This window comes from Pseudomonas sp. NPDC087804 (assembly GCF_044742965.1).
Classification (GTDB): domain Bacteria; phylum Pseudomonadota; class Gammaproteobacteria; order Pseudomonadales; family Pseudomonadaceae; genus Aquipseudomonas; species Aquipseudomonas rustica.
The window spans coordinates 32950-55016 of sequence record NZ_JBIUVN010000034.1; the positions used below are offsets into that span (position 1 = coordinate 32950).

Below are 22067 nucleotides of genomic sequence, written 5' to 3' on the forward strand. Positions count from 1 at the left end.
CATCCGTCATGGCACAACCCAATCATCGCGGTCACGGTGCGCGCTTGGAAACTTGAGGTATACAATGCGCGCCATCGTGATTTAGCTCAGAAAAGGTGCGTCATGCAGCCCTTCGTAATTGCTCCGTCGATTCTCTCCGCCGACTTCGCCCGCCTCGGCGAGGAAGTGGACAATGTTCTCGCCGCTGGCGCCGACTTCGTCCACTTCGACGTCATGGACAACCACTACGTACCCAACCTGACCATCGGCCCGATGGTTTGCGCGGCGTTGCGCAAGTACGGCGTCACCGCGCCGATCGACGCGCACCTGATGGTCAGCCCGGTGGATCGCATCGTTGGCGACTTCATCGAAGCCGGCGCGACCTACATCACCTTTCACCCGGAAGCCACGCTGCACGTTGATCGCTCGCTGCAGCTGATCCGTGAAGGCGGCTGCAAATCCGGTCTGGTGTTCAACCCGGCAACCCCGCTGGACGTGCTCAAGTACGTGATCGACAAGGTCGACATGGTCTTGCTGATGAGCGTCAACCCAGGCTTCGGCGGGCAGAAATTCATTCCTGGTACCCTCGACAAACTGCGCGAAGCGCGGGCGATCATCGATGCTTCGGGCCGTGACATCCGTCTGGAAATCGACGGCGGCGTCAACGTCAACAACATCCGCGAAATCGCCGCGGCTGGCGCTGACACCTTTGTCGCCGGCTCGGCAATCTTCAATGCGCCGAACTACCAGGAGGTCATCGACAAGATGCGCTCCGAACTGGCGCTGGCGCGCCCATGAGCGGATTTGAGCAGCTGTTCCCGGGAAAACTGCCACGGCTGGTGATGTTCGATCTGGATGGCACGCTGATCGACTCGGTTCCAGACCTGGCAGCGGCGGTGGACACCATGCTGCTCTCCCTCGGCCGCCAGCCTGCCGGCATCGAAGCGGTGCGCGAGTGGGTTGGCAACGGCGCGCCGGTTCTGGTGCGCCGTGCTTTGGCCGGTGGCATCGATCATTCGGCGGTGGATGACGTCGAGGCCGAGCACGCGCTGGAAGTGTTCATGGAGGCTTACGGCGCCAGCCATGAGCTGACCGTGGTCTATCCCGGCGTGCGCGACACCCTCAAGTGGCTGCAAAAGCAAGGCGTGGCCATGGCGCTGATCACCAACAAGCCGGAGCGCTTTGTCGCGCCGCTGCTGGATCAGATGAAGATCGGCCGCTACTTCAAGTGGATCATCGGCGGCGATACCTTGCCGCAGAAGAAGCCTGATCCGGCGGCGCTGTTTTTCGTGATGAAAATGGCCAACATCCCGGCCTCGCAATCGTTGTTCGTCGGCGACTCGCGCAGCGATGTGCTGGCGGCGAAAGCGGCGGGGGTCAAATGCGTGGCGCTGAGTTATGGCTACAACCATGGCCGACCGATTGCCGAAGAATCGCCGGCGCTGGTGATCGACGATCTGCGCAAGCTAATTCCCGGTTGCCTCGGTTCGGCCGCTGAGATAACGTTGCCCGACGCTTCTCAATCCCATTCTGGAAACGCCATCGTGGTGGTCACTCGCAAACTCTGGATGAAAGTCATCAAGGCCCTGGCCCGCTGGCGTTGGCGCGCCTGACTTTTTTCTGGCCGGCCTGCCGGCGCGTTTGCATACCTGACTGATAGCACCTCACACCACGAGGCACCTTATGATCCGCGAAGAATTCCTGCGCTTGGCCGCTGACGGCTACAACCGCATTCCGTTGGCCTGCGAAACCCTGGCCGACTTCGACACGCCGCTGTCGATCTACCTGAAACTGGCCGACCAGCCCAACTCCTACCTGCTCGAATCGGTGCAGGGCGGCGAGAAATGGGGCCGTTACTCGATCATCGGCCTGCCGTGCCGCACGGTCATGCGCGTTCATGATCATCACGTCAGCATCACTGTTGACGGCGTCGAGACCGAAAGCCACGACGTTGAAGACCCACTGGCCTTTGTCGAATCCTTCAAGGCGCGTTACAACGTGCCGACCATTGCAGGCCTGCCGCGCTTCAACGGTGGTCTGGTGGGTTACTTCGGTTACGACTGCGTGCGTTATGTCGAGAAGCGCTTGGGCAAGTGCCCTAACCCGGATCCATTGGGTGTGCCGGATATTTTGCTGATGGTTTCCGACGCCGTCGTGGTGTTCGACAACCTTGCCGGCAAGATGCACGCGATTGTCCTCGCCGACCCTGCGCAGGAAGATGCTTTCGAACAAGGTCAGGCACGTTTGCAGGAATTGCTCGAGCAACTGCGCCAGCCGATCACCCCGCGCCGTGGCCTGGATTTCAGCAAGCAGCAATCGGCTGATCCGGTATTCCGTTCCAGTTTTACTCAGGACGATTACGAAAAAGCCGTCGACACCATCAAGGAATACATCCTTGCCGGTGACTGCATGCAGGTCGTGCCGTCGCAGCGTATGTCGATCGACTTCAAGGCTGCACCGATCGATTTGTACCGCGCGCTGCGCTGCTTCAACCCGACGCCGTACATGTACTTCTTCAACTTTGGCGACTTCCATGTGGTCGGCAGTTCGCCGGAAGTGCTGGTGCGCGTCGAAGACAATTTGATTACCGTGCGCCCGATCGCCGGCACACGCCCACGTGGCGCGACCGAAGAAGCCGATCTGGCGCTGGAAGAAGACCTGCTGTCGGACGACAAAGAGATCGCCGAGCACTTGATGCTCATCGATTTGGGGCGTAACGATACGGGGCGCGTTTCGGAAATCGGTTCGGTGAAGCTCACCGAGAAGATGGTTATCGAGCGTTATTCCAACGTGATGCACATTGTGTCCAACGTCACCGGTCAGTTGAAAGAAGGCCTGACGGCGATGGACGCACTGCGGGCGATTCTGCCGGCGGGCACCTTGTCCGGTGCGCCGAAGATTCGTGCGATGGAAATCATCGACGAGCTGGAACCGGTCAAGCGTGGTGTGTATGGCGGTGCAGTCGGTTACTTCGCCTGGAACGGCAACATGGACACCGCGATTGCCATCCGCACCGCAGTGATCAAAAACGGCGAACTGCACGTGCAGGCCGGTGGCGGCATCGTCGCCGACTCGGTGCCGGCCCTGGAATGGGAAGAAACCCTGAACAAACGCCGCGCGATGTTCCGCGCCGTCGCCCTGGCCGAACAAACCCCTGACTGATCGCAGATCCCTTATGGGAGAGGCCTTGTGTGGTAAGGGGATTTATCTGTGGTGTGGGGATTCATTGTGGCGAGGGGATTTATCCCCGATGGGGCGCGAAGCGGCCCTTAAACCTGCAACACGGATTTCTTCAGGTGTACCGTGCGCAATGGCTTTGCGACTGCTGCGCAGCCGGTCGGGGATAAATCCCCTCACCACAGGTAGATGTTCCCTCCAGAAAATATCAGTCATAAAAAAAGCGGCGCCTGTGAGGGCGCCACTTTTTTCATGCCCTGCAACAACCCCCTGTAGGAGCTGCCGCAGGCTGCGATCTTTTGCTCTACCGCTTAAAAATCCAACACCACCCCAACATTCACGCCCTGTTGGGTAAAGTCATCATCCTTGCGGAACGAATACCCGCCACGCAACGCCAGATCCGCCGTCAGCTTATGGCTAACACCCAAACTCAAACGGTTCAAATGGCTCTGCGGCGTATAACCCTCAAGTTTGAAGTCATTCGCCGGCAAGGTATTCAGCGCGATATTGACCTTCTGCACGTCATCCTCGTACTCGCGTTCATGCGCATACTCACCAAACACCTGCGTTTGCGGCGTGAAGTTGTACTTGCCCTGAATACCAACACCCAGACGTTTCGAATCGCGGGTCTGATCATCGAAGGTCAGCGCTGTAGCGCGGTTGCTCTTCTCTGAATAACCATCGACATCAACACTGGCGTAATCAGCGCTGACGAACGGCGACAGATGCCATTCGCTGCCCGGCTGGGCAATGTCATAACCGATGCGCGTGCTGAACGCCCAGAGGCTGCCGTCGGTATCACCTTTCTCCGCACCTTCGCTGGCGCCCAGATCAAACTTGCGCTTGAGGTTGTCGTAGTCGAGTTTGCCGCCGGTCAACGCCGCGTCAGCCCACCAGCGATTCTGCTGGAACTGGGCAAATGCCGTGGCCATGTAGCTGTTGAGTTTGTAGTCCGAATCGTTATGCCCGGCCTCCAGGTTCTGCCGGTAGAAACCACCCGCCACACCGACACGCCACGCGTCATTCAGACGATAGCTGCCCCCGACATTGAGGTTGTAACCGCTGCCGTCTGCACTGGCGCCGCTGCTTTGGCTGTCGACATCCAGATGCTGGCCACCGGCGGAAACGATCGCGCGCCATTGGCCGACCGCTTGCCAGTTTTCCCAATCCGCCTGCCATTGGCTGCGCAGTTCATCCTGATGCGCACGCACGGTGGCGTGGGCCATTTCCGGCAGCAGTGTCAGTTCCCAAGGCGCGGCCAGTAGGGAATAGGCGTAGTCGGAGATCAGTTTCTGCCCGGCTTCGGTCGGGTGCACGCCGTCGTTGTAAATCAGCTTGGTCGGATCTGGCGTCGCACTGTTGATGCCGTAACGGGCGTTTTCCGGGCAACCGCTGCCGCTGAAGCACGTCGCTGTGAGGTTCTGATCAGTGGCCAGACCAAAACGGCCCGGATCGGCGAACACTTCCGACAGCAATACAGGAATGTTCAGCGGAATGATTTCCGCGTTGATGCCTTGCAGACGACTGACCAACTGGCTGTTGAATTGCGCGGCGAGTTGGCTGCTGAACGCTTGCAGCGGCGTGCCGTTGATGGCCGGGGTCAGACCGACGTCAGGCAACAGCCAGACCATCACGTATTTGGCACCGGCCGATTGCAACGCTTGCACGCTGTCAGCCAGTCGATCGGCACCGGCGTTGGCTTGCGGCAGGCTGAGGATGCGGCCCTGGAGGAAGTCGTTACCGCCGCCGGAAATGTAATACAGCGCATTCGGGTCAGCACGGAAGCCGTTCGAGGGCAGATAACCGGTGCGAGTGCGTTCACCGGTGGCCGATTGCGAGGTGATCGAATCGAGAATCTGGTCGGTGCGATAACCGCCGACCGCCCAATTGTTGCCGTCGACCTGACCGTTTTCGACGCGCACTTGCGAGCTGGAAGAGGCGGTCTGATCCGGGGTGAAGCCGAGTCGGCCACCGAGCAATTGCGTGGAGTTCAGATCACGGGATTCGCCGCTGCCGTCCAGATAGATTGGCCCGGTACGGTTGGTATAGCGCTGGGTAGCGCTGGCAGGGCCGCCGGTGTCGCGGAAGGTGCCGGCATCGTTGAGACTGTCGCCAAACACCACGAAATTCGAGTAAGGATTGGGGGCGGCATTCGCCTGGGCGCAGGCCAGTGCGAGCAAGCATCCAGCCAGCGGTACAAACAACGTCTGTTTGATCATGAGCAAGTCCGTTTATTTATTGTTGTAGGTGAACGAAACGACAGTACCAAAAACTTCCGGCCTTTTGCCATCGGTCGCGAACCCTCGCGTAGATTTAACCCCCAAACGCCCGGCCATATTGCACGCTCCGCCCAGCTAAGTTACTGTGCCGGAACGTATGAACGAGACCTTCCCCGTGTTGATCACCAGCAAACTTCTGGATCAAGTCATCAAGGCACACGCCCGCTGGCGTTGGCGCGCCTGAATCTTTTCTGCCGGCCCCGCCGGATCTGTATCGCTTTGCCTTCCTTGCCTGTTTGAAATGCCGCTGTGCCGACGCGTCTACCCGCGTCCGACATCGTGCAGCGCCCTGCGGGCAAGTCATCTGAAGGCTGTCTCCAAGTCAGAATTCAAGAGGTTCGAATCGCCATGTTGCTGATGATCGACAACTACGACTCCTTTACTTACAACGTTGTGCAATACCTCGGCGAACTGGGTGCCGAGGTCAAAGTCGTGCGCAACGACGAATTGACCGTCGCCGAAATCGAAGCGCTGAAACCCGAGCGCATTGTGGTCTCCCCAGGCCCTTGCACCCCGACCGAAGCCGGCATCTCCATCGAAGCCATCAAGCACTTCGCCGGCAAACTGCCGATCCTCGGTGTCTGCCTTGGCCACCAATCGATCGGCCAGGCGTTTGGCGGCGATGTAGTCCGCGCCCGCCAAGTGATGCACGGTAAGACTAGCCCGGTATTCCACGAGGACAAGGGCGTTTTCCAAGGCCTGAATCATCCGCTGACGGTTACCCGCTACCACTCGCTCATCGTCAAGCACGATACTTTGCCCGATTGCCTGGAACTGACCGCGTGGACGCAACACGACGACGGTTCGGTCGACGAAATCATGGGCCTGCGTCACAAGACCCTGAACATTGAGGGCGTACAGTTCCACCCCGAGTCGATCCTGACCGAGCAGGGTCATGAACTGTTTGCCAACTTCCTCAAACAAACCGGCGGCACGCGCTAAGGACTTCCCATGAATATCAAGACAGCCCTGAGCCGTATCGTCGAGCACCTCGATCTCAGCACCGATGAAATGCGCGATGTGATGCGCGAAATCATGACCGGACAATGCAGCGACGCGCAGATCGGCGCGTTCATGATGGCCATGCGCATGAAGAGCGAGAGCATCGACGAAATCGTCGGCGCCGTGTCGGTGATGCGTGAGCTGGCCGATCAGGTTGAACTGAAAACTCTCGACGGCGTGGTCGATGTGGTCGGCACCGGCGGTGACGGTGCGAACATCTTCAACGTGTCGACGGCTTCTTCGTTCGTCGTCGCGGCAGCCGGTTGCACTGTGGCCAAACACGGCAACCGCGCGGTCTCGGGTAAAAGCGGCAGCGCCGACTTGCTGGAAGCTGCCGGCATTTATCTGAACCTGACTCCGGTACAAGTCGCACGATGCATCGACAACGTCGGCATCGGTTTCATGTTCGCCCAGACCCACCACAAAGCCATGAAGTACGCCGCCGGCCCGCGCCGCGATCTCGGCCTGCGTACGTTGTTCAACATGCTCGGCCCGCTTACGAATCCGGCCGGTGTTAAGCATCAGGTAGTGGGCGTGTTCAACAAGGCACTGTGCCGGCCATTGGCCGAAGTGTTGCAGCGTCTGGGCAGCAAGCACGTGCTGGTGGTGCACTCGAAGGACGGTCTGGACGAGTTCAGCCTCGCCGCGCCGACTTTTGTCGCCGAGCTGAAGAACAACGAAATCACTGAGTATTGGGTCGAGCCGGAAGATCTCGGCATGAAGAGCCAGAGCCTGCATGGTCTGTCGGTCGACGGCCCGGAAGCATCGCTGGCGCTGATCCGCGATGCCCTCGGCAAGCGCAAAACCGAGAACGGCCAGAAAGCCGCCGAAATGATTGTGCTCAACGCCGGTGCCGCGCTGTACGCCGCCGACGTGGCGAGCAGTTTGAAACAGGGCGTGGAGCTCGCGCACGACGCTTTGCACACCGGCCTCGCTCGGGAAAAACTCGAGGAGCTGGGTGCCTTTACCGCGGTATTCAGAGTGGAGAATGAGGGATGAGTGTACCGACGGTTCTGGAAAACATTCTGGCCCGCAAAGTTCAGGAAGTTGCCGAGCGTAGCGCCCGCGTCAGCCTGAGTGAGCTGGAAAGTCTGGCCAAGGCGGCCGATGCACCCCGTGGTTTCGCCAACGCGCTGCTGGCGCAAGCGAAGAAAAAGCAGCCAGCGGTGATTGCCGAAATCAAAAAGGCTTCACCGAGCAAAGGCGTGATCCGCGAGAATTTTGTTCCGGCCGACATCGCCAAAAGCTACGAGAAGGGCGGGGCGACCTGTCTGTCCGTGCTGACCGACATCGATTACTTCCAGGGCGCCGATGCTTATCTGCAACAGGCGCGTGCCGCGTGCAGTCTGCCGGTGATCCGCAAGGACTTCATGATCGATCCGTACCAGATCGTCGAAGCCCGCGCGTTGGGCGCCGACTGCGTGCTGTTGATCGTCTCCGCACTGGATGACGTGAAAATGGCCGAGCTGGCCGCTGTCGCCAAAAGCGTCGGTCTCGATGTGTTGGTTGAAGTGCACGACGGCGATGAGCTGGAGCGCGCGTTGAAAACCCTCGACACGCCGTTGGTCGGGGTCAACAACCGTAACCTGCACACCTTCGACGTCAGCCTCGAAGTGACGCTCGACCTGTTGCCGCGTATTCCGCGCGACCGGTTGGTGATCACCGAGAGCGGAATCCTCAACCGTGCCGATGTCGAGTTGATGGAAATCAGCGACGTGTATTCGTTCCTGGTCGGCGAAGCGTTCATGCGCGCGGAAAACCCGGGCACTGAACTGCAGCGCCTGTTCTTCCCGGAGCGTGGCACCTCGATCAGCGGTTCGACCCTCGACTGATTCGCTTCAGACCGAGTCGACCCTTTCGCGAGCAGGCTCACTCCTACACTTGGAATGCGTTCCCCTTGTAGGAGTGAGCCTACTCGCGAAGGGGCCATCGAAACCGCTGAAGATTCTTATGTTGCCGGAGCCTGTTATGTCGCTGCCAACCCCCCTGACCATCGAAGCCGGCCTCCAGGCCGAACAAGACTTGCTGGCCTCGGTCTGCGCCGGCGACTCCGAATTCGGCCTTCTATTCTGGCAACCCAGCGATCGCGCATTGGTCATGCCACGCCGCCTCAATCGTCTGCCCGCATTCGACCACGCCTGCGAAGTCTCCGCCGCCGCCGGCTGGCCAGTCCTGCTGCGTGAAACCGGCGGCGAACCCGTCCCGCAATCCGCCGCCACCATCAACATCGCGTTGGTCTACGCACCACCGCGCAGCGAAGGCGATCTGAACCGCATCGAAACCGGTTACCGCCGTCTCTGCGATCCGATCTGTCAGTTGCTCGATGAGTTGGGTGGCACGTCTTCCTTGGGCGAAATCGACGGCGCATTCTGCGACGGTCGTTTCAACGTCAATCTCGACGGTCGCAAAATGGTCGGCACCGCCCAGCGCTGGCGCCAGAGTCAGGGCGGACAGCGTCCGGTCGGTCTGGTGCACGGGGCGATGCTGATGGATGACGAGCGCGAATCGATGGTTGCAGCGGTCAATCGCTTCAATGAAGCGTGCGGCCTGGAGCAGCGGGTGAGGGCGCAAAGCCACATCGCTTTGCATGAAAAATTCAACGCGCCACAGGCCTTGGCGCGTCTCGATGAGCTGTTTCGTCTGATGCTGGCGCAGATGTACGCTTAGCGCGTACCGAAGACCACCATGGTCTTGCCTTTCACATCGACCAGGTTGCGTTCCTCAAGATCCTTGAGCACGCGACCGACCATCTCCCGCGAACAACCGACAATCCGCCCGATTTCCTGACGCGTCACTTTGATCTGCATGCCGTCCGGGTGGGTCATTGCGTCTGGCTGTTTGCACAACTCCAGCAGGCAACGCGCTACGCGACCGGTCACATCAAAGAACGCCAGATCGCCGACCTTGCGCGTGGTGTTGCGCAGGCGTTGTGCGATTTGTCCGCTGAGGACGTAAAGAATGTCCGGATCCTGCTGCGACAATTCGCGGAACTTGGTGTAGCTGATTTCCGCAGTTTCGCATTCGACCTTGGCGCGCACCCAGGCACTGCGTTCCTGCTCCTGACCGGCTTGCTCGAACAGGCCCAACTCACCGAAGAAATCCCCGGCGTTCAGGTAGGCAATGATCATTTCGCGGCCGTCGTCATCCTCGATCAGGATCGTCACCGAACCCTTGATGATGAAATACAACGTATCGGAACGGTCGCCGGCGCAGATGATGTTGCTCTTGGCCGCATGACGACGGCGCTGACAATGCATCAGCAGCTTGTCGAGGTTCTTGATTTTGGGTGTGGGGGTAATAGCAACCATGGTTGTATCCCGAAAAGACTGCACGGTGATGTTTGGTTTTTTTATGAGGCGCTGAAGGCGGTCGCTGCACAGCTGGCATGGGCGCCAGCGAATTGGCGCCAGCTTAACAGACACTTCGTCGCAAATTCGAGAAATTACCTACGTCGTAGACGCATCCGTCCTAGGAACGACGCGCGCTGGCGGCACAATGCCCGTGCTAAGCTGGCGACCCTTTTTTCTACAGTGGAGTCTTGGCGATGAAGGCACGCATCCAATGGGCTGGCGAAGCCATGTTCCTCGGCGAATCCGGCAGCGGTCATGTCGTGGTGATGGACGGTCCGCCGGACGCCGGTGGTCGTAACCTGGGTGTTCGTCCGATGGAAATGCTCCTGCTCGGTGTGGGCGGTTGCAGCAATTTCGACGTGGTCAGCATTCTGAAGAAGTCGCGTCAGGCCGTGGAAAGCTGCGAAGCCTTTCTTGAAGCCGAACGCGCGACCGAAGATCCGAAAGTGTTCACCAAGATTCACATGCATTTCGTGGTCAAGGGCCGTGGCTTGAAAGAAGCCCAGGTCAAACGCGCGATCGAGCTGTCCGCCGAGAAATATTGCTCGGCCTCGATCATGCTCGGCGCCGCTGGCGTGGCCATCACCCACGATTACGAAATCGTCGAACTCGGTTGAAGCGACATTCAACTATCATAAAAGCAGTGCAGACTCTGGCGATCCCCCGCTGACGTCTGCATAATGCGCCACTTTTTTCAGGGCAGTGATCGGTCAACCGACGGATCATCCGCCTGAACAGATAACCAAAATCGCCATCGCGAAGAGGTGTTAACATTCATACGCATGTTCGTTGTTCTAACTTTACGTGAATGATTGTTCTCGCTGCTGCGTCTAATACATTGAGAGTTTTTTATGTTGTATTGCTTATTATTGCTCCACGGGTTCAATAACCTGACAAAGACCTTGAGCTTCAACATCTATGACATCTGCTACGCGGAAACCCCGCAAGACCAGCAGGCGTACGTCGAGTACATCAATAAAGAGTACAACGCGAAACGTCTGACGCAGATCCTCACGGAAGTTGTCGATATCATTGGTGCCAACATCCTGAACATCGCGAGTCAGGACTATGAACCCCAGGGCGCCAGCGTCACGATTCTGATCTCTGAAGAGCCGGTCACCCCGACCGACAGCCAGATCGAAGAATCGCCGGGCCCGTTGCCCGAAATTATCCTGGCCCACCTCGACAAGAGCCACATCACGGTGCACACCTATCCGGAAATTCATCCGGACGACGGTATTGCCACGTTCCGTGTGGACATCGACGTGTCGACGTGTGGTGTCATCTCACCGCTGAAAGCGCTCAATTTCCTCATTCACCAGTTCGATTCGGACATCGTGACTGTGGATTATCGTGTGCGCGGCTTCACCCGTGACGTTGAAGGCAACAAGCACTTCATCGACCACGAGATCAACTCGATCCAGAACTACCTCTCCGAAGACACTCGCGACGCGTACCAGATGACCGACGTGAACGTGTACCAGGAAAACCTGTTCCACACCAAAATGCTGCTGAAGAACTTTGAACTGGATAACTACCTGTTCGGCGATGCGACCAGCAGCCTGTCCTCCGAGCAGCGTGCTCAGGTGACCGACCGGGTGAAACACGAAATGCTGGAAATCTTCTACGCGCGCAACATGCCGACCTAAGATTCCCGCACACAAAAAAAGGCGACCTCTCGGTCGCCTTTTTTCATGTCTGCCATAACCCCCTTGTAGGAGCAAAGCTTGCTCGCGAAGGGTCCCTACGCAACAACACACAAACAGACCTCAAATCCGATAAGTACTCTTGGTCATCACCTTAGCCAAAATACTCATCCCGAACTTCACCGGCGCCGGAAAACGAAACCCTCCAGCCTCCAGCGCACTCTCCGCATGATGCTCTTCATCAATACGCATCTGCTCCAGAATCGCCCGGGACTTCTCGTCCTCCGCCGGCAATTGCTCCAAGTGTTCATTCAAATGTTTGCACACCTGATGCTCGGTCGCCGCCACAAAGCCCAGACTTACTTTGTCGCTGATCAACCCGGCCACCGCTCCAATCCCGAACGACATCCCGTAAAACAGCGGATTGAGCACACTGGTATGGCTGCCCAACTGGTGAATGCGCTGTTCGCACCAGACCAGATGATCAATCTCTTCTTCAGCCGCGTGCTCCATGGCTGCGCGCACTTGCGGCAGCTTGGCGGTCAATGCTTGCCCTTGATACAACGCCTGGGCACAGACTTCACCGGTGTGGTTGATGCGCATCAGACCGGCGACGTGGCGGGTGTCTTCGTCGCTCATCTGCGTGTCCGGCTGCAAGATCGCTGGCGACGGGCGGTACGGCTGGCCACTGGAGGGCAGCAGGGTACGCATCGCGGCATCGGCTTGCAGCAGAAGACGGTCAATCGGCGAGTAGTGACGTTGGGTAGTCATGCTGACCTCCGGGAAGAATCTCGGCGGCCAGTTTAACCGAATCGGCCGGGGAAGGTTTGCGCTGGGTCATTCGGCACGCTGCATGTGCTTTATGTGCTGGATGTACGGGTGTGCTTTATGTAGGAGCTGCTGAAGGCTGCGATCTTTTGATCTTGTTTTTGCTACCTCGAAGATCAAAAGATCGCAGCCTTCGGCAGCTCCTACAGGTGACAAGCCGCAGGCCTGGTCGGTGAATCTTAGCCCGGCGGCCAGTTCATCTGGCGCTGGCCAAGTACGTGCATATGAATGTGGTAAACCGTCTGGCCACCTTTTTCATTGCAGTTCATCACCACGCGGAAGCCTTCCTCGCAACCCAGTTCCAGTGCCAGACGCTGCGCAGTGAACAGGATATGCCCGGCCAAAGCCTTGTCGTCTTCGGTCAGGTCATTGAGGGTGCGCACCGGTTTCTTCGGGATCACCAGAAAATGCACCGGCGCTTGAGGGGCGATGTCGTGGAAGGCCAGAACCTGGTCGTCCTCGTAAATGATCTTGGCCGGGATTTCCCGGTTGATGATCTTGGTGAACAGAGTATCCACTGCTGTTTTCTCCGTTGTTTGGGCTGAATCGAGTGTACCGCGTTGAATCGTGCTGCTTCAGCGCGGGCAGTAAGCTTTATTAACCATGCCGACAATCGTGCGGTTAAGCCAGCGCGAACCCAGTCGCGGCAGGAACGCGAACCAGCGGTTGCGGCGCCCCGGAATGATGATCGCGCGGTTCTTGTCGAGGGCGCGCACGGTGTACAGCGCGACTTCCTCGGGGCTCATCAGCACGTTGCTGGCGTTGAGCTTTTCCGTGTTCAGCTGTGCGGTACGGAAGAAGGCAGTACGCGTCGGGCCGGGGCAGAGCACCGAGACCTTGACCGCGCACTTTTTCAGCTCGACCCGCAGCGCTTCGGAAAAGTGCAGTACATAAGCCTTGCTGGCGAAGTAAGTGCTCATCCACGGGCCGGGATTGAACGCTGCAACCGAAGCAACGTTGAGAATCTGCCCGCCACCTTGCAGTGCCATGCTGTTACCGATCGCATGGCAGAGGCGGGTGAGGGCGAGGATGTTCACCTCGATCAAATCCTGCTCGGTCATCCAGTCCTGCGCGAGGAACGGGCCGCAAGTGCCGATACCCGCACAGTTCACCAGCAGATCAATCTGCCGGTCACCTTCTTCCAGTTCCAGCAAAAAACCGGACAAGCGCAATGGCTCGCCCAGATCACAGGCGCGGAACAACACTTCGACGCCGAAGCGCTGGGTCAATTCGATCGCAATGCTTTCCAGCTGATCACGCTGTCGAGCCACCAGAATCAGGCTGCGGCCGCGCCGGGCCAGAGCTTCGGCCATGGCCAGGCCGATGCCGCTGGAGGCGCCGGTGATCAGAGCGTAACGGGTCATGCAATTCTCCATCGCAACAGCTCCGCGCCGGCGACGCGGGTGTCACGGCGGGGAGCGCTGTTCATTCTTTCGCAGAGTCTACAGGGGCCTGCGCCGGTTCGGCTGCCTCGTCGGCGGAATTCGCTGCAGGTTCGACCTCGACGTCGATTTCATCGGTGGTCACCGAACCGCTTTGGTAGCTGCTTTCCAGATTGCTTTCATATTCGTCCTGGACGGCCGAGAACCCGCCGAATATCCCACCGACAAAGATCAACGCGAAGAACACGATCCACAACGAGCACAGCACTTTGACCGCTGTGCTGTTCGGTGGCGGCGGCGGGCCGTAGCGATTGGCGCCGGTATTGCCTGGCACGACCATGATCACCAGCGGGAAGAAACTGCCCACCACCGGCACCAGGTTGAGCAACCAGAGCCAGCCCGACCAGCCGATATCGTGCAGGCGCTGAACGCTGAATAGAATGCTGACGATGAAAAAGCCGAGGAACAAAAAGAAGGCGAGAATCCCGCCGATGATCAAGCCAGTGGTCGATTCGCCGCTGACCAGCCCCAAGGCGATCAGTGCGAACACACCCACAATCGGTAGCGTCACCAGGCCGAGCACCATTGTCCAGGCGAGAAAACGCAGACGACCGATCCGGCCTTCGACCCCAAACGGCTTGAGCGTTGCGAAGGCCGGCAGGCTTTCGCCGACGCTGGCACGCGGCGGTGCATAAGGGGAATCAGGTTCGGCCACGGCGGGAGCGTGCTCGTGGACGTCATTGAGGTTCAGCTCGATGGCGGTTTCATTTTCAATGCGCGCATCAATCCCGGTTTTGTTCAGCGCTTGCAGGTACGTCTGCGCATCGCTGTGGGAAAGATCACGTTTGAGGGCGACGACGCTGCCATTGAAGAGGCGCTCAATGGCGGCCACATCGCTTTTGAATAGATTCGCCAGATTGAGTTTGGCGGTCGTGATATCGACACCGGGCTGTAGAGCACCGTCGAAAACGATCTTGTAACGGGGGTCGCTCATGGCCGAGGCATCCTTGTCGCGAATGATTGAGGTCAGCAGTGTAAGGCCAGTCAACGGGCGACTGGCCTGTTTTTATTGACGAGGCCAGCGTAGCGGTAGCTGTGCAGCGCGCTCCTGCGCCTGACGATACTCGGCGTCGAGTCGTGCGATCAACTGATCGACACTCGGCAGGTCATCGATCTGCCCGACACCTTGACCGGCAGACCATACGGTCTTCCAGGCCTTGGCCTCGTCATTGATCGGCTTGAGCTTGTCGCCAAAATTCACTTCGCCCTTGCCTTGCAGGGCAGCCGTATCGAAACCGGCGGCTTGCAGGCTCTGGCGCATGAAGCTGGCCGGAACCCCTGACACCGCTGGAGTATGAATGATGTCCGCAGCCTTGGCTGTCAGGAGCATCTCCTTGTAAGCGTCAGGCGCATGACTTTCAGTGGTGCCGATAAATCGCGTACCGAAGTAGGCCAAATCCGCGCCGAGCAGCTGTGCGGCGAGAATCTCATGGCCGTGGTTCAAACATCCTGCAAGCAACAGCGTCTTGTCGAAGAACTCACGGATCTCGGCGATCAACGCAAATGGGCTCCAGGTACCGGCATGGCCCCCGGCGCCAGCGGCGACCGCGATCAAACCATCGACCCCGGCCTCGACCGCTTTCTCGGCATGCCGGCGCGTGGTGACGTCATGGAAGACCAGGCCACCATAACTGTGCACCGCGTCGACCAACTCTTTCACCGCGCCGAGGCTGGTGATGACGATCGGCACTTTGTGTTCGACGCAGATGTTCAGATCCGCCTGCAAGCGCGGATTGCTGTTGTGTACGATCAGGTTCACTGCGTAGGGCGCGGGGTTCTCCAGTGTCGCAAGGCCCGCTTCGATCTGTTCCAGCCACGCTTTGAAGCCGCTGCTTTCGCGTTGGTTCAACGCGGGGAAACTGCCGACTACGCCATTACGGCAGCAGGCGAGCACCAACTCAGGGTTGGAAATCAGAAACATCGGCGCCGCCACTACGGGCAGACGCAGACGTTGTTCGAGCAAAGCGGGCAGCGACATGATGAATACCCCAAAGATCTGTTCTTGTTGAAGTTAGAACGGCTTGACCACGACCAGAATTACAATAGCCAGCAATATCAGAACCGGCACTTCATTGAACCAGCGATAAAAGACATGGCTGCGGGTGTTTTCGCCACGGGCAAAACGTTTTACCTGCGCGCCGCACATGTGGTGGTAGCCGATCAGCAAAACGACCAGAGTCAGTTTGGCGTGAATCCAGCCGCCCATGCTGAAGATGCTCGGATTGAGGTAGATCAGCCAGCCGCCGAAGATCAGCGTGGCAATCATCGCCGGGCCCATGATGCCGCGGTACAACTTGCGCTCCATGACGCTGAAGCGTTCTTTGCTGATCGTGTCTTCGCTTTGCGCGTGATACACGAACAGTCGCGGCAAGTAGAACAGTCCGGCAAACCAGCAAACGACGCTGACAATGTGAAAAGCTTTTATCCATAAATAGAGCATTTTTAGTTATTCCAGGTTCACGGTACCCGGATAGTAGAGGCTTGAGCGTCCGCACGTCACCTTGACGGTTGTCGCAGGGCCGCGCGGCCCCTATTATCGACGGCTTTCCAGTGGGTTCTTTGAGGGCAGGTTATGGTCAAGGTCGGTATCGTCGGCGGCACGGGTTACACCGGTGTCGAATTGCTGCGTCTGTTGGCACAGCATCCGCAGGCAGAAGTGGTTGTGATCACTTCCCGATCCGAGGCCGGTCTGGCCGTGGCTGATATGTACCCGAACCTGCGCGGTCACTACGACGGCCTGGCCTTCAGCGTGCCGGACATCAAAACCCTCGGCGCTTGCGACGTGGTGTTCTTCGCCACGCCGCACGGTGTGGCTCACGCACTGGCGGGCGAACTGCTGGCAGCGGGCACCAAGGTCATCGACCTGTCGGCGGACTTCCGTCTGCAAGACGCGGAAGAGTGGGCCAAGTGGTACGGCCAGCCGCACGGCGCGCCTGAACTGCTGGACGAAGCGGTTTACGGTCTGCCGGAAGTCAATCGCGAGCAGATCAAGAAAGCTCGCTTGATCGCGGTGCCGGGTTGCTATCCGACTGCGACGCAGCTGGGTTTCCTGCCTTTGCTTGAAGCGGGTCTGGCCGATACTTCGCGTCTGATCGCCGACTGCAAATCCGGTGTTAGCGGCGCCGGTCGCGGTGCGGCTGTAGGCTCGTTGTACTCCGAGACGTCGGAAAGCATGAAGGCGTACGCGGTAAAAGGTCACCGTCACCTGCCGGAAATTCGCCAGGGCTTGCGTCGCGCAGCGGGCAAAGATGTGGGACTGACCTTCGTTCCGCACCTGACGCCGATGATTCGTGGCATTCATTCCACGCTCTACGCGACCGTGGTTGATCGTTCGGTGGATCTGCAGGCGCTATTCGAAAAGCGTTATGCCAACGAACCGTTCGTCGACGTGATGCCAGCCGGTAGTCATCCGGAAACCCGCAGCGTGCGTGGCGCCAATGTCTGCCGCATCGCGGTGCACCGTCCGCAGGATGGCGACCTCGTCGTGGTGTTGTCGGTGATCGACAATCTGGTCAAAGGTGCGTCGGGTCAGGCAGTGCAAAACATGAACATCCTGTTCGGTCTGGACGAGCGCTTCGGTCTGTCTCATGCCGGTATGCTGCCGTAACACTTTAAGCCGCACAGCAAAAAGGCCCGTCAAACGGGCCTTTTTGCATTCTGAGCAGTTGATCGGGTTTATTGATATACCGTAACAATAGTTGACCGATTTTCTAGGAGAAGCGGATAATGCGCGTCATCACGCATTATGGCGGCGTAACGCCGGGAGATAGTCAGCATGAGCGTCGAATCCTTCACCCCCACGGCTTTGCAATTCACCCACGGTGCCGCGCACAAGGTGAAGAGCCTGGTCGATGAAGAGGGGAATGATCGCTTGAAGCTGCGCGTATTCGTTACGGGCGGCGGTTGTTCAGGGTTTCAATACGGTTTCACCTTCGATGAAGACGTGGCCGAGGACGACACCATCGTCGAGCGCGAAGGCGTGAGTCTGGTGGTTGATCCGATGAGCTTCCAGTACCTGGCCGGTGCTGAAGTGGATTACCAGGAAGGTCTGGAAGGTTCGCGCTTCGTGATCAAGAACCCGAACGCCACCACGACCTGTGGTTGCGGTTCTTCGTTCTCGATCTGACGCCTCTTCGTTTCAGATAACAAAACGCCGCAGAGCCTTTCGGTTCTGCGGCGTTTTGCTGTGTGCGGTTTGATCAAGCCGGGTAGATGGCGCCCAAGACGCGAAGACCGCGCGCGCCGGTGACGCTCGGGCGGTTGGCGGCGATGCCTTCGAGGCAGCAATGAGCGAGCCAGGCGAACGCCATGGCTTCAACCCAGTCCGGATCGACGCCGTGAGTGGCAGTGCTGGCTACGGTTGCGTTAGGCAGCAGGGCGGCCAAGCGCTTCATCAATGTGGCGTTATGCGCGCCGCCGCCGCAGACCAGCAACTCTTGGGTGTCGGACTGAGCGCTTTGCAGCGACTCGATGATGGTCAGCGCAGTCAGTTCAAGCAGCGTGGCCTGCACGTTTTCCGCAGCGAAGGCTGGCAACCGTGACAAGTGTTGCTCCAGCCAAGGCAGGTTGAACACTTCGCGACCGGTGCTTTTCGGGCCTTTGGTGACAAAGAATGGATCGCTGAGCAGCGCCTGCAACAGGGTTGGCTCAACAGCCCCTGATCTCGCCCAGTCGCCATTACGGTCGTAGTTTTCACCGCGTTGCTGCTGAATCCAGGCGTCCATCAGAACATTCCCAGGGCCACAGTCGAAACCGGCTACAGGCTTGGTCGGCTCTATCAGACTGAGATTGCTGAAACCGCCGACATTCAAGACTGCCTGGTTACCGGTACGCTCTTCGAACAAAGCTTCATGGAAGGCCGGAACCAGCGGCGCACCCTGGCCGCCGGCGGCGACATCGCGGCTGCGGAAGTCGCTGACCACGGTAATGCCGGTCAACTCGGTGAGCAGGGCAGGGTTGCCGATCTGCACCGTGAAGCCGCGCGCCGGTTCGTGGCGAATGGTCTGGCCGTGGCTGCCGATCGCACGAATGGCTTCGGGTTTGAGTTGCTGCTGATCGAGGAGAGTATGAATACCCTGCGCGGCGAGCTTCACCCAGTGTTGCTGGGCAATCGCCGAACGGGCGATTTCGTCGGGGCCGCTGGCGCACAAGCCAAGCAGCTCGGCGCGCAGGGATTCAGGCATGGGAATGTAGTGCGTGGCGATCAGTTTGATCGCCGAGGTCTGCTCAATCAGAGCAATGTCCAGACCGTCGAGGCTGGTTCCGGACATCACGCCGATATAAAGGGCCATGGCTTAACGCTTGCTCGAAGCCAGCATGGTGGCCTTCTCTTGATCCATGCGCGCCATCAGCGGTTGGCTCTGCGCGAGGAAGCGAGCACGCTCGGTTTTGGCGATCGGGTCAGCCATTGGCAGCTTCTGGCCCAGCGGATCGACGTGGACGCCGTTGACCTGGAACTCATAGTGCAAGTGCGGGCCAGTGGACAGGCCGGTGGTGCCGATATAACCGATCACCTGGCCCTGCTTGACGGTACCGCCGGTTTTCACGCCCTTAGCGAAGCCTTGCATGTGGCCGTAAAGGGTACGGTAAGTGTTGCCGTGCTGGATGATCACGGTGTTGCCGTAACCGCCGCGGCGGCCGGCCAGCAATACTTTACCGTCGCCGGCAGCCTTGATAGGCGTACCGCGTGGTGCTGCGTAGTCGACGCCTTTGTGGGCGCGGATCTTGTTGAGGATCGGGTGCTTGCGGCCCATGGAGAACTTCGAGCTGATGCGGGCGAAGTCCACCGGCGTACGGATAAACGCCTTGCGCATGCTGTTGCCGTCAGCGGTGTAGTAGCTGCTGTTGCCTTGTTTGTTGGTGTAACGCACGGCGGTGTAGGTCTTGCCGCGGTTGGTAAAGCGTGCAGAGAGGATCGGGCCAGTGCCGACGGCTTTGCCGTTGACCACTTTTTGCTCATAGATCACGTCGAATTCATCGCCCTGACGGATGTCCTGAGCGAAGTCTACGTCGTAACCAAACACGCTGGCCATGTCCATGGTCATGCTGTGCGAGAGGCCGGCGCGGGCGGCGGACTGGGACAGCGAGCTATTGATCACGCCGTGTACGTAAGCGGTGCGTACGGTGGGTTTTGCGGTAACCCGATTGAAGGCATAACCCTTGTCATTCTTGGTCAGGGTAATGGTTTCGACGTCGCTGACCTTGCTGTGCAGGCTGGTCAGTTGGCCTTCCGGGTTCAATTCGAATTCGAGCTTCTGGCCGTGTTTAAGTTGGCTGAACTGTTTGGCTTGTTTATCGCTGGCCAATACTTCGTGAACGGAAGCGGCGGGCAGACCGACCTTTTCAAACAAAGTGGACAGCGTATCGCCCTTGGCGACGACCACTTCGCGATGGCTGGCAGCCTTGGCTTTCTCTGCAGCCGGGGCAGGTGCCGGCTCGGTTTCAGCGGTTTGCGGGGCAGTTTCGTCGGTGTTTTCGATCTGTGCAAATGGCGAGCTGACAGGCTCATTTGTGGCTTGAGCGGCGTCAGCAGCGTCTTGATCTTGTGTCAGTTGTTCAGCAGGACTTTCCAGTTCAAGACTCAGGGTCGTCTTTTTGGCTTCAACATCACTGGAAGGGAATACCAGGAGCGCCAGACTGAGAAGGGCAGCGATTCCACTTGCAGCGAGCAGGTGGGTCTTCGGGTAAAGCGGAGGCGCTTTAGACGGTTCTGTGGTCATAAGTAGTTTTGACTTTGAAATATGATGAATTGGAAAAGATGAATGACATGATGAAGATGAAATAACTGTATAAAATATAACCAAATCATCTCTTAAGCAAGTCTACAGACAGCGCGTTTGTGGATTGGTGTCCGTGCGCCGGGCAAAACTTGTAATTGGTGCACGATCTTGTATGGTTGGTTCCCTTTGAATCTGAGCCTTGCGGGTCTGTTATGAAGTCGGTTGAAGAGCAGCTAGCGCTGATTAAACGTGGTGCGGAAGAACTATTGGTCGAGTCCGAGCTGATCGAGAAGCTCAAGCGCGGCCAACCGCTGCGTATCAAGGCTGGTTTCGATCCGACCGCTCCGGATCTGCACTTGGGTCACACGGTGCTTATTAATAAGCTGCGCCAGTTCCAGGAACTGGGGCATCAAGTGATCTTCCTTATCGGTGACTTCACCGGGATGATCGGTGATCCGAGCGGCAAGAGCGCGACGCGCCCACCGTTGACCCGTGAGCAAGTCCTGGAAAACGCCGAGACTTATAAGACTCAGGTGTTCAAGATTCTCGATCCGGCGAAAACCGAAGTTGCCTTCAACTCCACCTGGATGGACCAGATGGGGCCGGCGGACTTCATTCGTCTGACTTCGCAGTACACCGTTGCTCGCATGCTTGAGCGCGATGACTTCGATAAGCGCTACACCACCAATCAACCGATCGCTATTCACGAGTTCCTCTATCCGCTGGTTCAGGGTTACGACTCGGTGGCCTTGCGTGCGGACGTTGAGTTGGGCGGTACCGATCAGAAGTTCAACTTGCTGATGGGGCGCGAGCTTCAGCGTGGTTACGGTCAGGAAGCTCAATGCATTCTGACCATGCCGCTGCTAGAAGGACTGGATGGCGTGAAGAAGATGTCCAAGTCGTTGGGCAACTACGTCGGCATTCAGGAAGCGCCGGGCGTCATGTACAGCAAACTGGTTTCGATCCCGGATGCATTGATGTGGCGTTACTTCGAGTTGCTTAGCTTCCGCTCGATGGACGAGATCAATGCGCTGCGTGCTGATGTAGAAGCAGGCGCCAATCCGCGTGACGTCAAAATCAAGCTGGCTGAAGAAATCGTTGCGCGCTTCCATGGTGAAGAGGCTGCGGCCAATGCTCATCGCGCGGCGGGCAATCGCATGAAGGATGGCGAGCTGCCGGATGACCTGCCAGAGATCGAGCTGGCTTCTGCTGAAGACATGCCGATCGCCGCTGTCCTTAATAAGGCAGGCCTGGTGAAGAACTCGGCTGCGGCGCGCGACCTGTTGGCGTCGGGTGGTGTACGTGTTGATGGTGAGGTGGTTGATCGCTCCTTTATATATGTACTGGGCGCGACTCACGTTTGCCAGGCAGGCAAGAAGGCATTTGCACGGATTACGCTGAAATCCAAGTAAAGCTGCAAATAGGGGTTGACGGCGAATTCTAGATGTCTATAATTCGCCCCACTTCCGGCGCAGTCGAAACGGAAAACTCCTTGAGATTCAATGAGTTATGTAGGTTTCGGCAGCAAGTGCTTCAGTTCATCGAAGCCGAAAGGAAGTTGAAAAAGAGGTGTTGACAGCAGCGTGTAACGCTGTAGAATTCGCCTCCCGCTGACGAGAGATCTGAAGCGCAAGTGGTTGAAGTT

Annotated in this window: 22 protein-coding genes; 12 read left to right on the top strand and 10 right to left on the bottom strand. The window is 58.3% G+C overall.

The genetic code is table 11. The annotated features are described in order from the left end of the window. Positions 1-102 precede the first annotated feature (102 nt). The 3 genes from rpe (at position 103) to trpE (ending at position 3141) form a co-directional block, all read left to right on the top strand. On the top strand, positions 103-777 hold the full coding sequence (gene rpe, locus ACIOMO_RS25375) for a ribulose-phosphate 3-epimerase (RefSeq protein ID WP_007918813.1): 675 nt from the start codon (positions 103-105) through the stop codon (positions 775-777). Then, positions 774-1592, top strand: coding sequence for a phosphoglycolate phosphatase (locus tag ACIOMO_RS25380; RefSeq protein WP_212550057.1), 819 nt, complete (start codon positions 774-776; stop codon positions 1590-1592). The genes rpe and ACIOMO_RS25380 overlap by 4 nt, the downstream gene beginning before the upstream one ends. A 70-nt stretch (positions 1593-1662) precedes the next feature. Further along, positions 1663-3141: an anthranilate synthase component I gene (gene trpE, locus ACIOMO_RS25385; RefSeq protein ID WP_401244215.1), complete on the top strand. Its 1479-nt coding sequence runs from the start codon at positions 1663-1665 to the stop codon at positions 3139-3141. Positions 3142-3467: 326 nt separating this feature from the next. Here trpE and estP read toward each other — a convergent pair whose 3' ends face one another. Further along, positions 3468-5375 (bottom strand): esterase EstP, encoded by a 1908-nt coding sequence (gene estP / locus ACIOMO_RS25390; protein ID WP_401244217.1) that lies wholly within the window; start codon positions 5373-5375, stop codon positions 3468-3470. Between the two features lie 408 nt (positions 5376-5783). Between estP and ACIOMO_RS25395 the strand changes: the two genes are divergently transcribed. The 4 genes from ACIOMO_RS25395 to ACIOMO_RS25410 all read left to right on the top strand — a co-directional run bounded on the left by ACIOMO_RS25395 (position 5784) and on the right by ACIOMO_RS25410 (position 9104). Further along, entirely contained in the window at positions 5784-6377 is a 594-nt protein-coding gene (locus tag ACIOMO_RS25395; RefSeq protein ID WP_034155101.1) for an aminodeoxychorismate/anthranilate synthase component II, read from the top strand. Positions 6378-6386: 9 nt separating this feature from the next. Beyond that, positions 6387-7436, top strand: a complete 1050-nt coding sequence (gene trpD, locus ACIOMO_RS25400; protein WP_150793331.1) for an anthranilate phosphoribosyltransferase — start codon at positions 6387-6389, stop codon at positions 7434-7436. Continuing rightward, the gene (trpC, locus tag ACIOMO_RS25405; protein ID WP_053124365.1) at positions 7433-8269 is read left to right on the top strand and encodes an indole-3-glycerol phosphate synthase TrpC; all 837 of its coding nucleotides are present in this window, start codon (positions 7433-7435) and stop codon (positions 8267-8269) included. Before trpD ends, trpC begins: the two co-directional genes overlap by 4 nt. A gap of 136 nt (positions 8270-8405) precedes the next feature. Then, the gene (locus ACIOMO_RS25410; RefSeq protein WP_401244220.1) at positions 8406-9104 is read left to right on the top strand and encodes a biotin/lipoate A/B protein ligase family protein; all 699 of its coding nucleotides are present in this window, start codon (positions 8406-8408) and stop codon (positions 9102-9104) included. Here ACIOMO_RS25410 and crp read toward each other — a convergent pair. Further along, on the bottom strand, positions 9101-9745 hold the full coding sequence (gene crp / locus ACIOMO_RS25415; protein WP_401244222.1) for a cAMP-activated global transcriptional regulator CRP: 645 nt from the start codon (positions 9743-9745) through the stop codon (positions 9101-9103). The two genes, ACIOMO_RS25410 and crp, sit on opposite strands and share 4 nt — an antisense overlap. Positions 9746-9981: 236 nt before the next feature. On the opposite strand from crp, the gene ACIOMO_RS25420 reads away from it, so the two are divergent. Both ACIOMO_RS25420 and speD read left to right on the top strand, forming a co-directional pair. Beyond that, positions 9982-10404, top strand: a complete 423-nt coding sequence (locus tag ACIOMO_RS25420) for an OsmC family protein (protein WP_003228794.1) — start codon at positions 9982-9984, stop codon at positions 10402-10404. 234 nt (positions 10405-10638) lie between these two features. Next, complete coding sequence (gene speD, locus ACIOMO_RS25425; RefSeq protein WP_401244224.1) at positions 10639-11436, top strand: adenosylmethionine decarboxylase; 798 nt, start codon at positions 10639-10641, stop codon at positions 11434-11436. A 120-nt stretch (positions 11437-11556) separates the two neighbouring features. Here speD and coq7 read toward each other — a convergent pair whose 3' ends face one another. The 6 genes from coq7 to hemJ form a co-directional block, all read right to left on the bottom strand. Then, on the bottom strand, positions 11557-12204 hold the full coding sequence (gene coq7, locus ACIOMO_RS25430; protein WP_053124355.1) for a 2-polyprenyl-3-methyl-6-methoxy-1,4-benzoquinone monooxygenase: 648 nt from the start codon (positions 12202-12204) through the stop codon (positions 11557-11559). A 236-nt stretch (positions 12205-12440) separates the two neighbouring features. Next, on the bottom strand, positions 12441-12779 hold the full coding sequence (locus ACIOMO_RS25435) for a histidine triad nucleotide-binding protein (protein WP_003228789.1): 339 nt from the start codon (positions 12777-12779) through the stop codon (positions 12441-12443). 57 nt (positions 12780-12836) lie between these two features. Continuing rightward, positions 12837-13625 carry an SDR family oxidoreductase gene (locus ACIOMO_RS25440; protein WP_053124351.1) on the bottom strand — a complete coding sequence of 263 codons (789 nt, stop codon included), beginning with the start codon at positions 13623-13625 and terminating at the stop codon, positions 12837-12839. A gap of 61 nt (positions 13626-13686) precedes the next feature. Continuing rightward, positions 13687-14637 (bottom strand): DUF805 domain-containing protein, encoded by a 951-nt coding sequence (locus ACIOMO_RS25445; RefSeq protein ID WP_053124349.1) that lies wholly within the window; start codon positions 14635-14637, stop codon positions 13687-13689. 72 nt (positions 14638-14709) lie between these two features. Further along, a complete protein-coding gene (locus ACIOMO_RS25450; protein ID WP_401244227.1) occupies positions 14710-15681 on the bottom strand; it encodes an NAD(P)H-dependent flavin oxidoreductase in 972 nt (323 codons plus the stop codon). 33 nt (positions 15682-15714) lie between these two features. After that, a complete protein-coding gene (gene hemJ, locus ACIOMO_RS25455; RefSeq protein WP_053124346.1) occupies positions 15715-16143 on the bottom strand; it encodes a protoporphyrinogen oxidase HemJ in 429 nt (142 codons plus the stop codon). A 132-nt stretch (positions 16144-16275) separates the two neighbouring features. Here hemJ and argC point away from each other — a divergent pair, with 132 nt between their 5' ends. Then, on the top strand, positions 16276-17310 hold the full coding sequence (argC, locus tag ACIOMO_RS25460) for an N-acetyl-gamma-glutamyl-phosphate reductase (RefSeq protein WP_034155112.1): 1035 nt from the start codon (positions 16276-16278) through the stop codon (positions 17308-17310). 168 nt (positions 17311-17478) lie between these two features. After that, positions 17479-17829: an iron-sulfur cluster insertion protein ErpA gene (erpA, locus tag ACIOMO_RS25465; protein ID WP_008077999.1), complete on the top strand. Its 351-nt coding sequence runs from the start codon at positions 17479-17481 to the stop codon at positions 17827-17829. 73 nt (positions 17830-17902) lie between these two features. Here erpA and ACIOMO_RS25470 read toward each other — a convergent pair whose 3' ends face one another. After that, entirely contained in the window at positions 17903-18994 is a 1092-nt protein-coding gene (locus ACIOMO_RS25470; protein ID WP_400652128.1) for an anhydro-N-acetylmuramic acid kinase, read from the bottom strand. A gap of 3 nt (positions 18995-18997) precedes the next feature. Continuing rightward, entirely contained in the window at positions 18998-20422 is a 1425-nt protein-coding gene (locus ACIOMO_RS25475; protein WP_401244230.1) for a peptidoglycan DD-metalloendopeptidase family protein, read from the bottom strand. A 212-nt stretch (positions 20423-20634) separates the two neighbouring features. Here ACIOMO_RS25475 and tyrS point away from each other — a divergent pair, with 212 nt between their 5' ends. Then, complete coding sequence (tyrS, locus tag ACIOMO_RS25480; protein WP_401244232.1) at positions 20635-21834, top strand: tyrosine--tRNA ligase; 1200 nt, start codon at positions 20635-20637, stop codon at positions 21832-21834. The last annotated feature ends 233 nt before the right edge of the window (positions 21835-22067 follow it).

Coding starts and splice junctions, on each gene's coding strand:
- rpe (WP_007918813.1), top strand. CDS start 103: ATGCAGCCCTTCGTAATTGCTCCGTCGATTCTCTCCGCCGACTTCGCC.
- ACIOMO_RS25380 (WP_212550057.1), top strand. CDS start 774: ATGAGCGGATTTGAGCAGCTGTTCCCGGGAAAACTGCCACGGCTGGTG.
- trpE (WP_401244215.1), top strand. CDS start 1,663: ATGATCCGCGAAGAATTCCTGCGCTTGGCCGCTGACGGCTACAACCGC.
- estP (WP_401244217.1), bottom strand. CDS start 5,375: ATGATCAAACAGACGTTGTTTGTACCGCTGGCTGGATGCTTGCTCGCA.
- ACIOMO_RS25395 (WP_034155101.1), top strand. CDS start 5,784: ATGTTGCTGATGATCGACAACTACGACTCCTTTACTTACAACGTTGTG.
- trpD (WP_150793331.1), top strand. CDS start 6,387: ATGAATATCAAGACAGCCCTGAGCCGTATCGTCGAGCACCTCGATCTC.
- trpC (WP_053124365.1), top strand. CDS start 7,433: ATGAGTGTACCGACGGTTCTGGAAAACATTCTGGCCCGCAAAGTTCAG.
- ACIOMO_RS25410 (WP_401244220.1), top strand. CDS start 8,406: ATGTCGCTGCCAACCCCCCTGACCATCGAAGCCGGCCTCCAGGCCGAA.
- crp (WP_401244222.1), bottom strand. CDS start 9,745: ATGGTTGCTATTACCCCCACACCCAAAATCAAGAACCTCGACAAGCTG.
- ACIOMO_RS25420 (WP_003228794.1), top strand. CDS start 9,982: ATGAAGGCACGCATCCAATGGGCTGGCGAAGCCATGTTCCTCGGCGAA.
- speD (WP_401244224.1), top strand. CDS start 10,639: ATGTTGTATTGCTTATTATTGCTCCACGGGTTCAATAACCTGACAAAG.
- coq7 (WP_053124355.1), bottom strand. CDS start 12,204: ATGACTACCCAACGTCACTACTCGCCGATTGACCGTCTTCTGCTGCAA.
- ACIOMO_RS25440 (WP_053124351.1), bottom strand. CDS start 13,625: ATGACCCGTTACGCTCTGATCACCGGCGCCTCCAGCGGCATCGGCCTG.
- ACIOMO_RS25445 (WP_053124349.1), bottom strand. CDS start 14,637: ATGAGCGACCCCCGTTACAAGATCGTTTTCGACGGTGCTCTACAGCCC.
- ACIOMO_RS25450 (WP_401244227.1), bottom strand. CDS start 15,681: ATGTCGCTGCCCGCTTTGCTCGAACAACGTCTGCGTCTGCCCGTAGTG.
- hemJ (WP_053124346.1), bottom strand. CDS start 16,143: ATGCTCTATTTATGGATAAAAGCTTTTCACATTGTCAGCGTCGTTTGC.
- argC (WP_034155112.1), top strand. CDS start 16,276: ATGGTCAAGGTCGGTATCGTCGGCGGCACGGGTTACACCGGTGTCGAA.
- erpA (WP_008077999.1), top strand. CDS start 17,479: ATGAGCGTCGAATCCTTCACCCCCACGGCTTTGCAATTCACCCACGGT.
- ACIOMO_RS25470 (WP_400652128.1), bottom strand. CDS start 18,994: ATGGCCCTTTATATCGGCGTGATGTCCGGAACCAGCCTCGACGGTCTG.
- ACIOMO_RS25475 (WP_401244230.1), bottom strand. CDS start 20,422: ATGACCACAGAACCGTCTAAAGCGCCTCCGCTTTACCCGAAGACCCAC.
- tyrS (WP_401244232.1), top strand. CDS start 20,635: ATGAAGTCGGTTGAAGAGCAGCTAGCGCTGATTAAACGTGGTGCGGAA.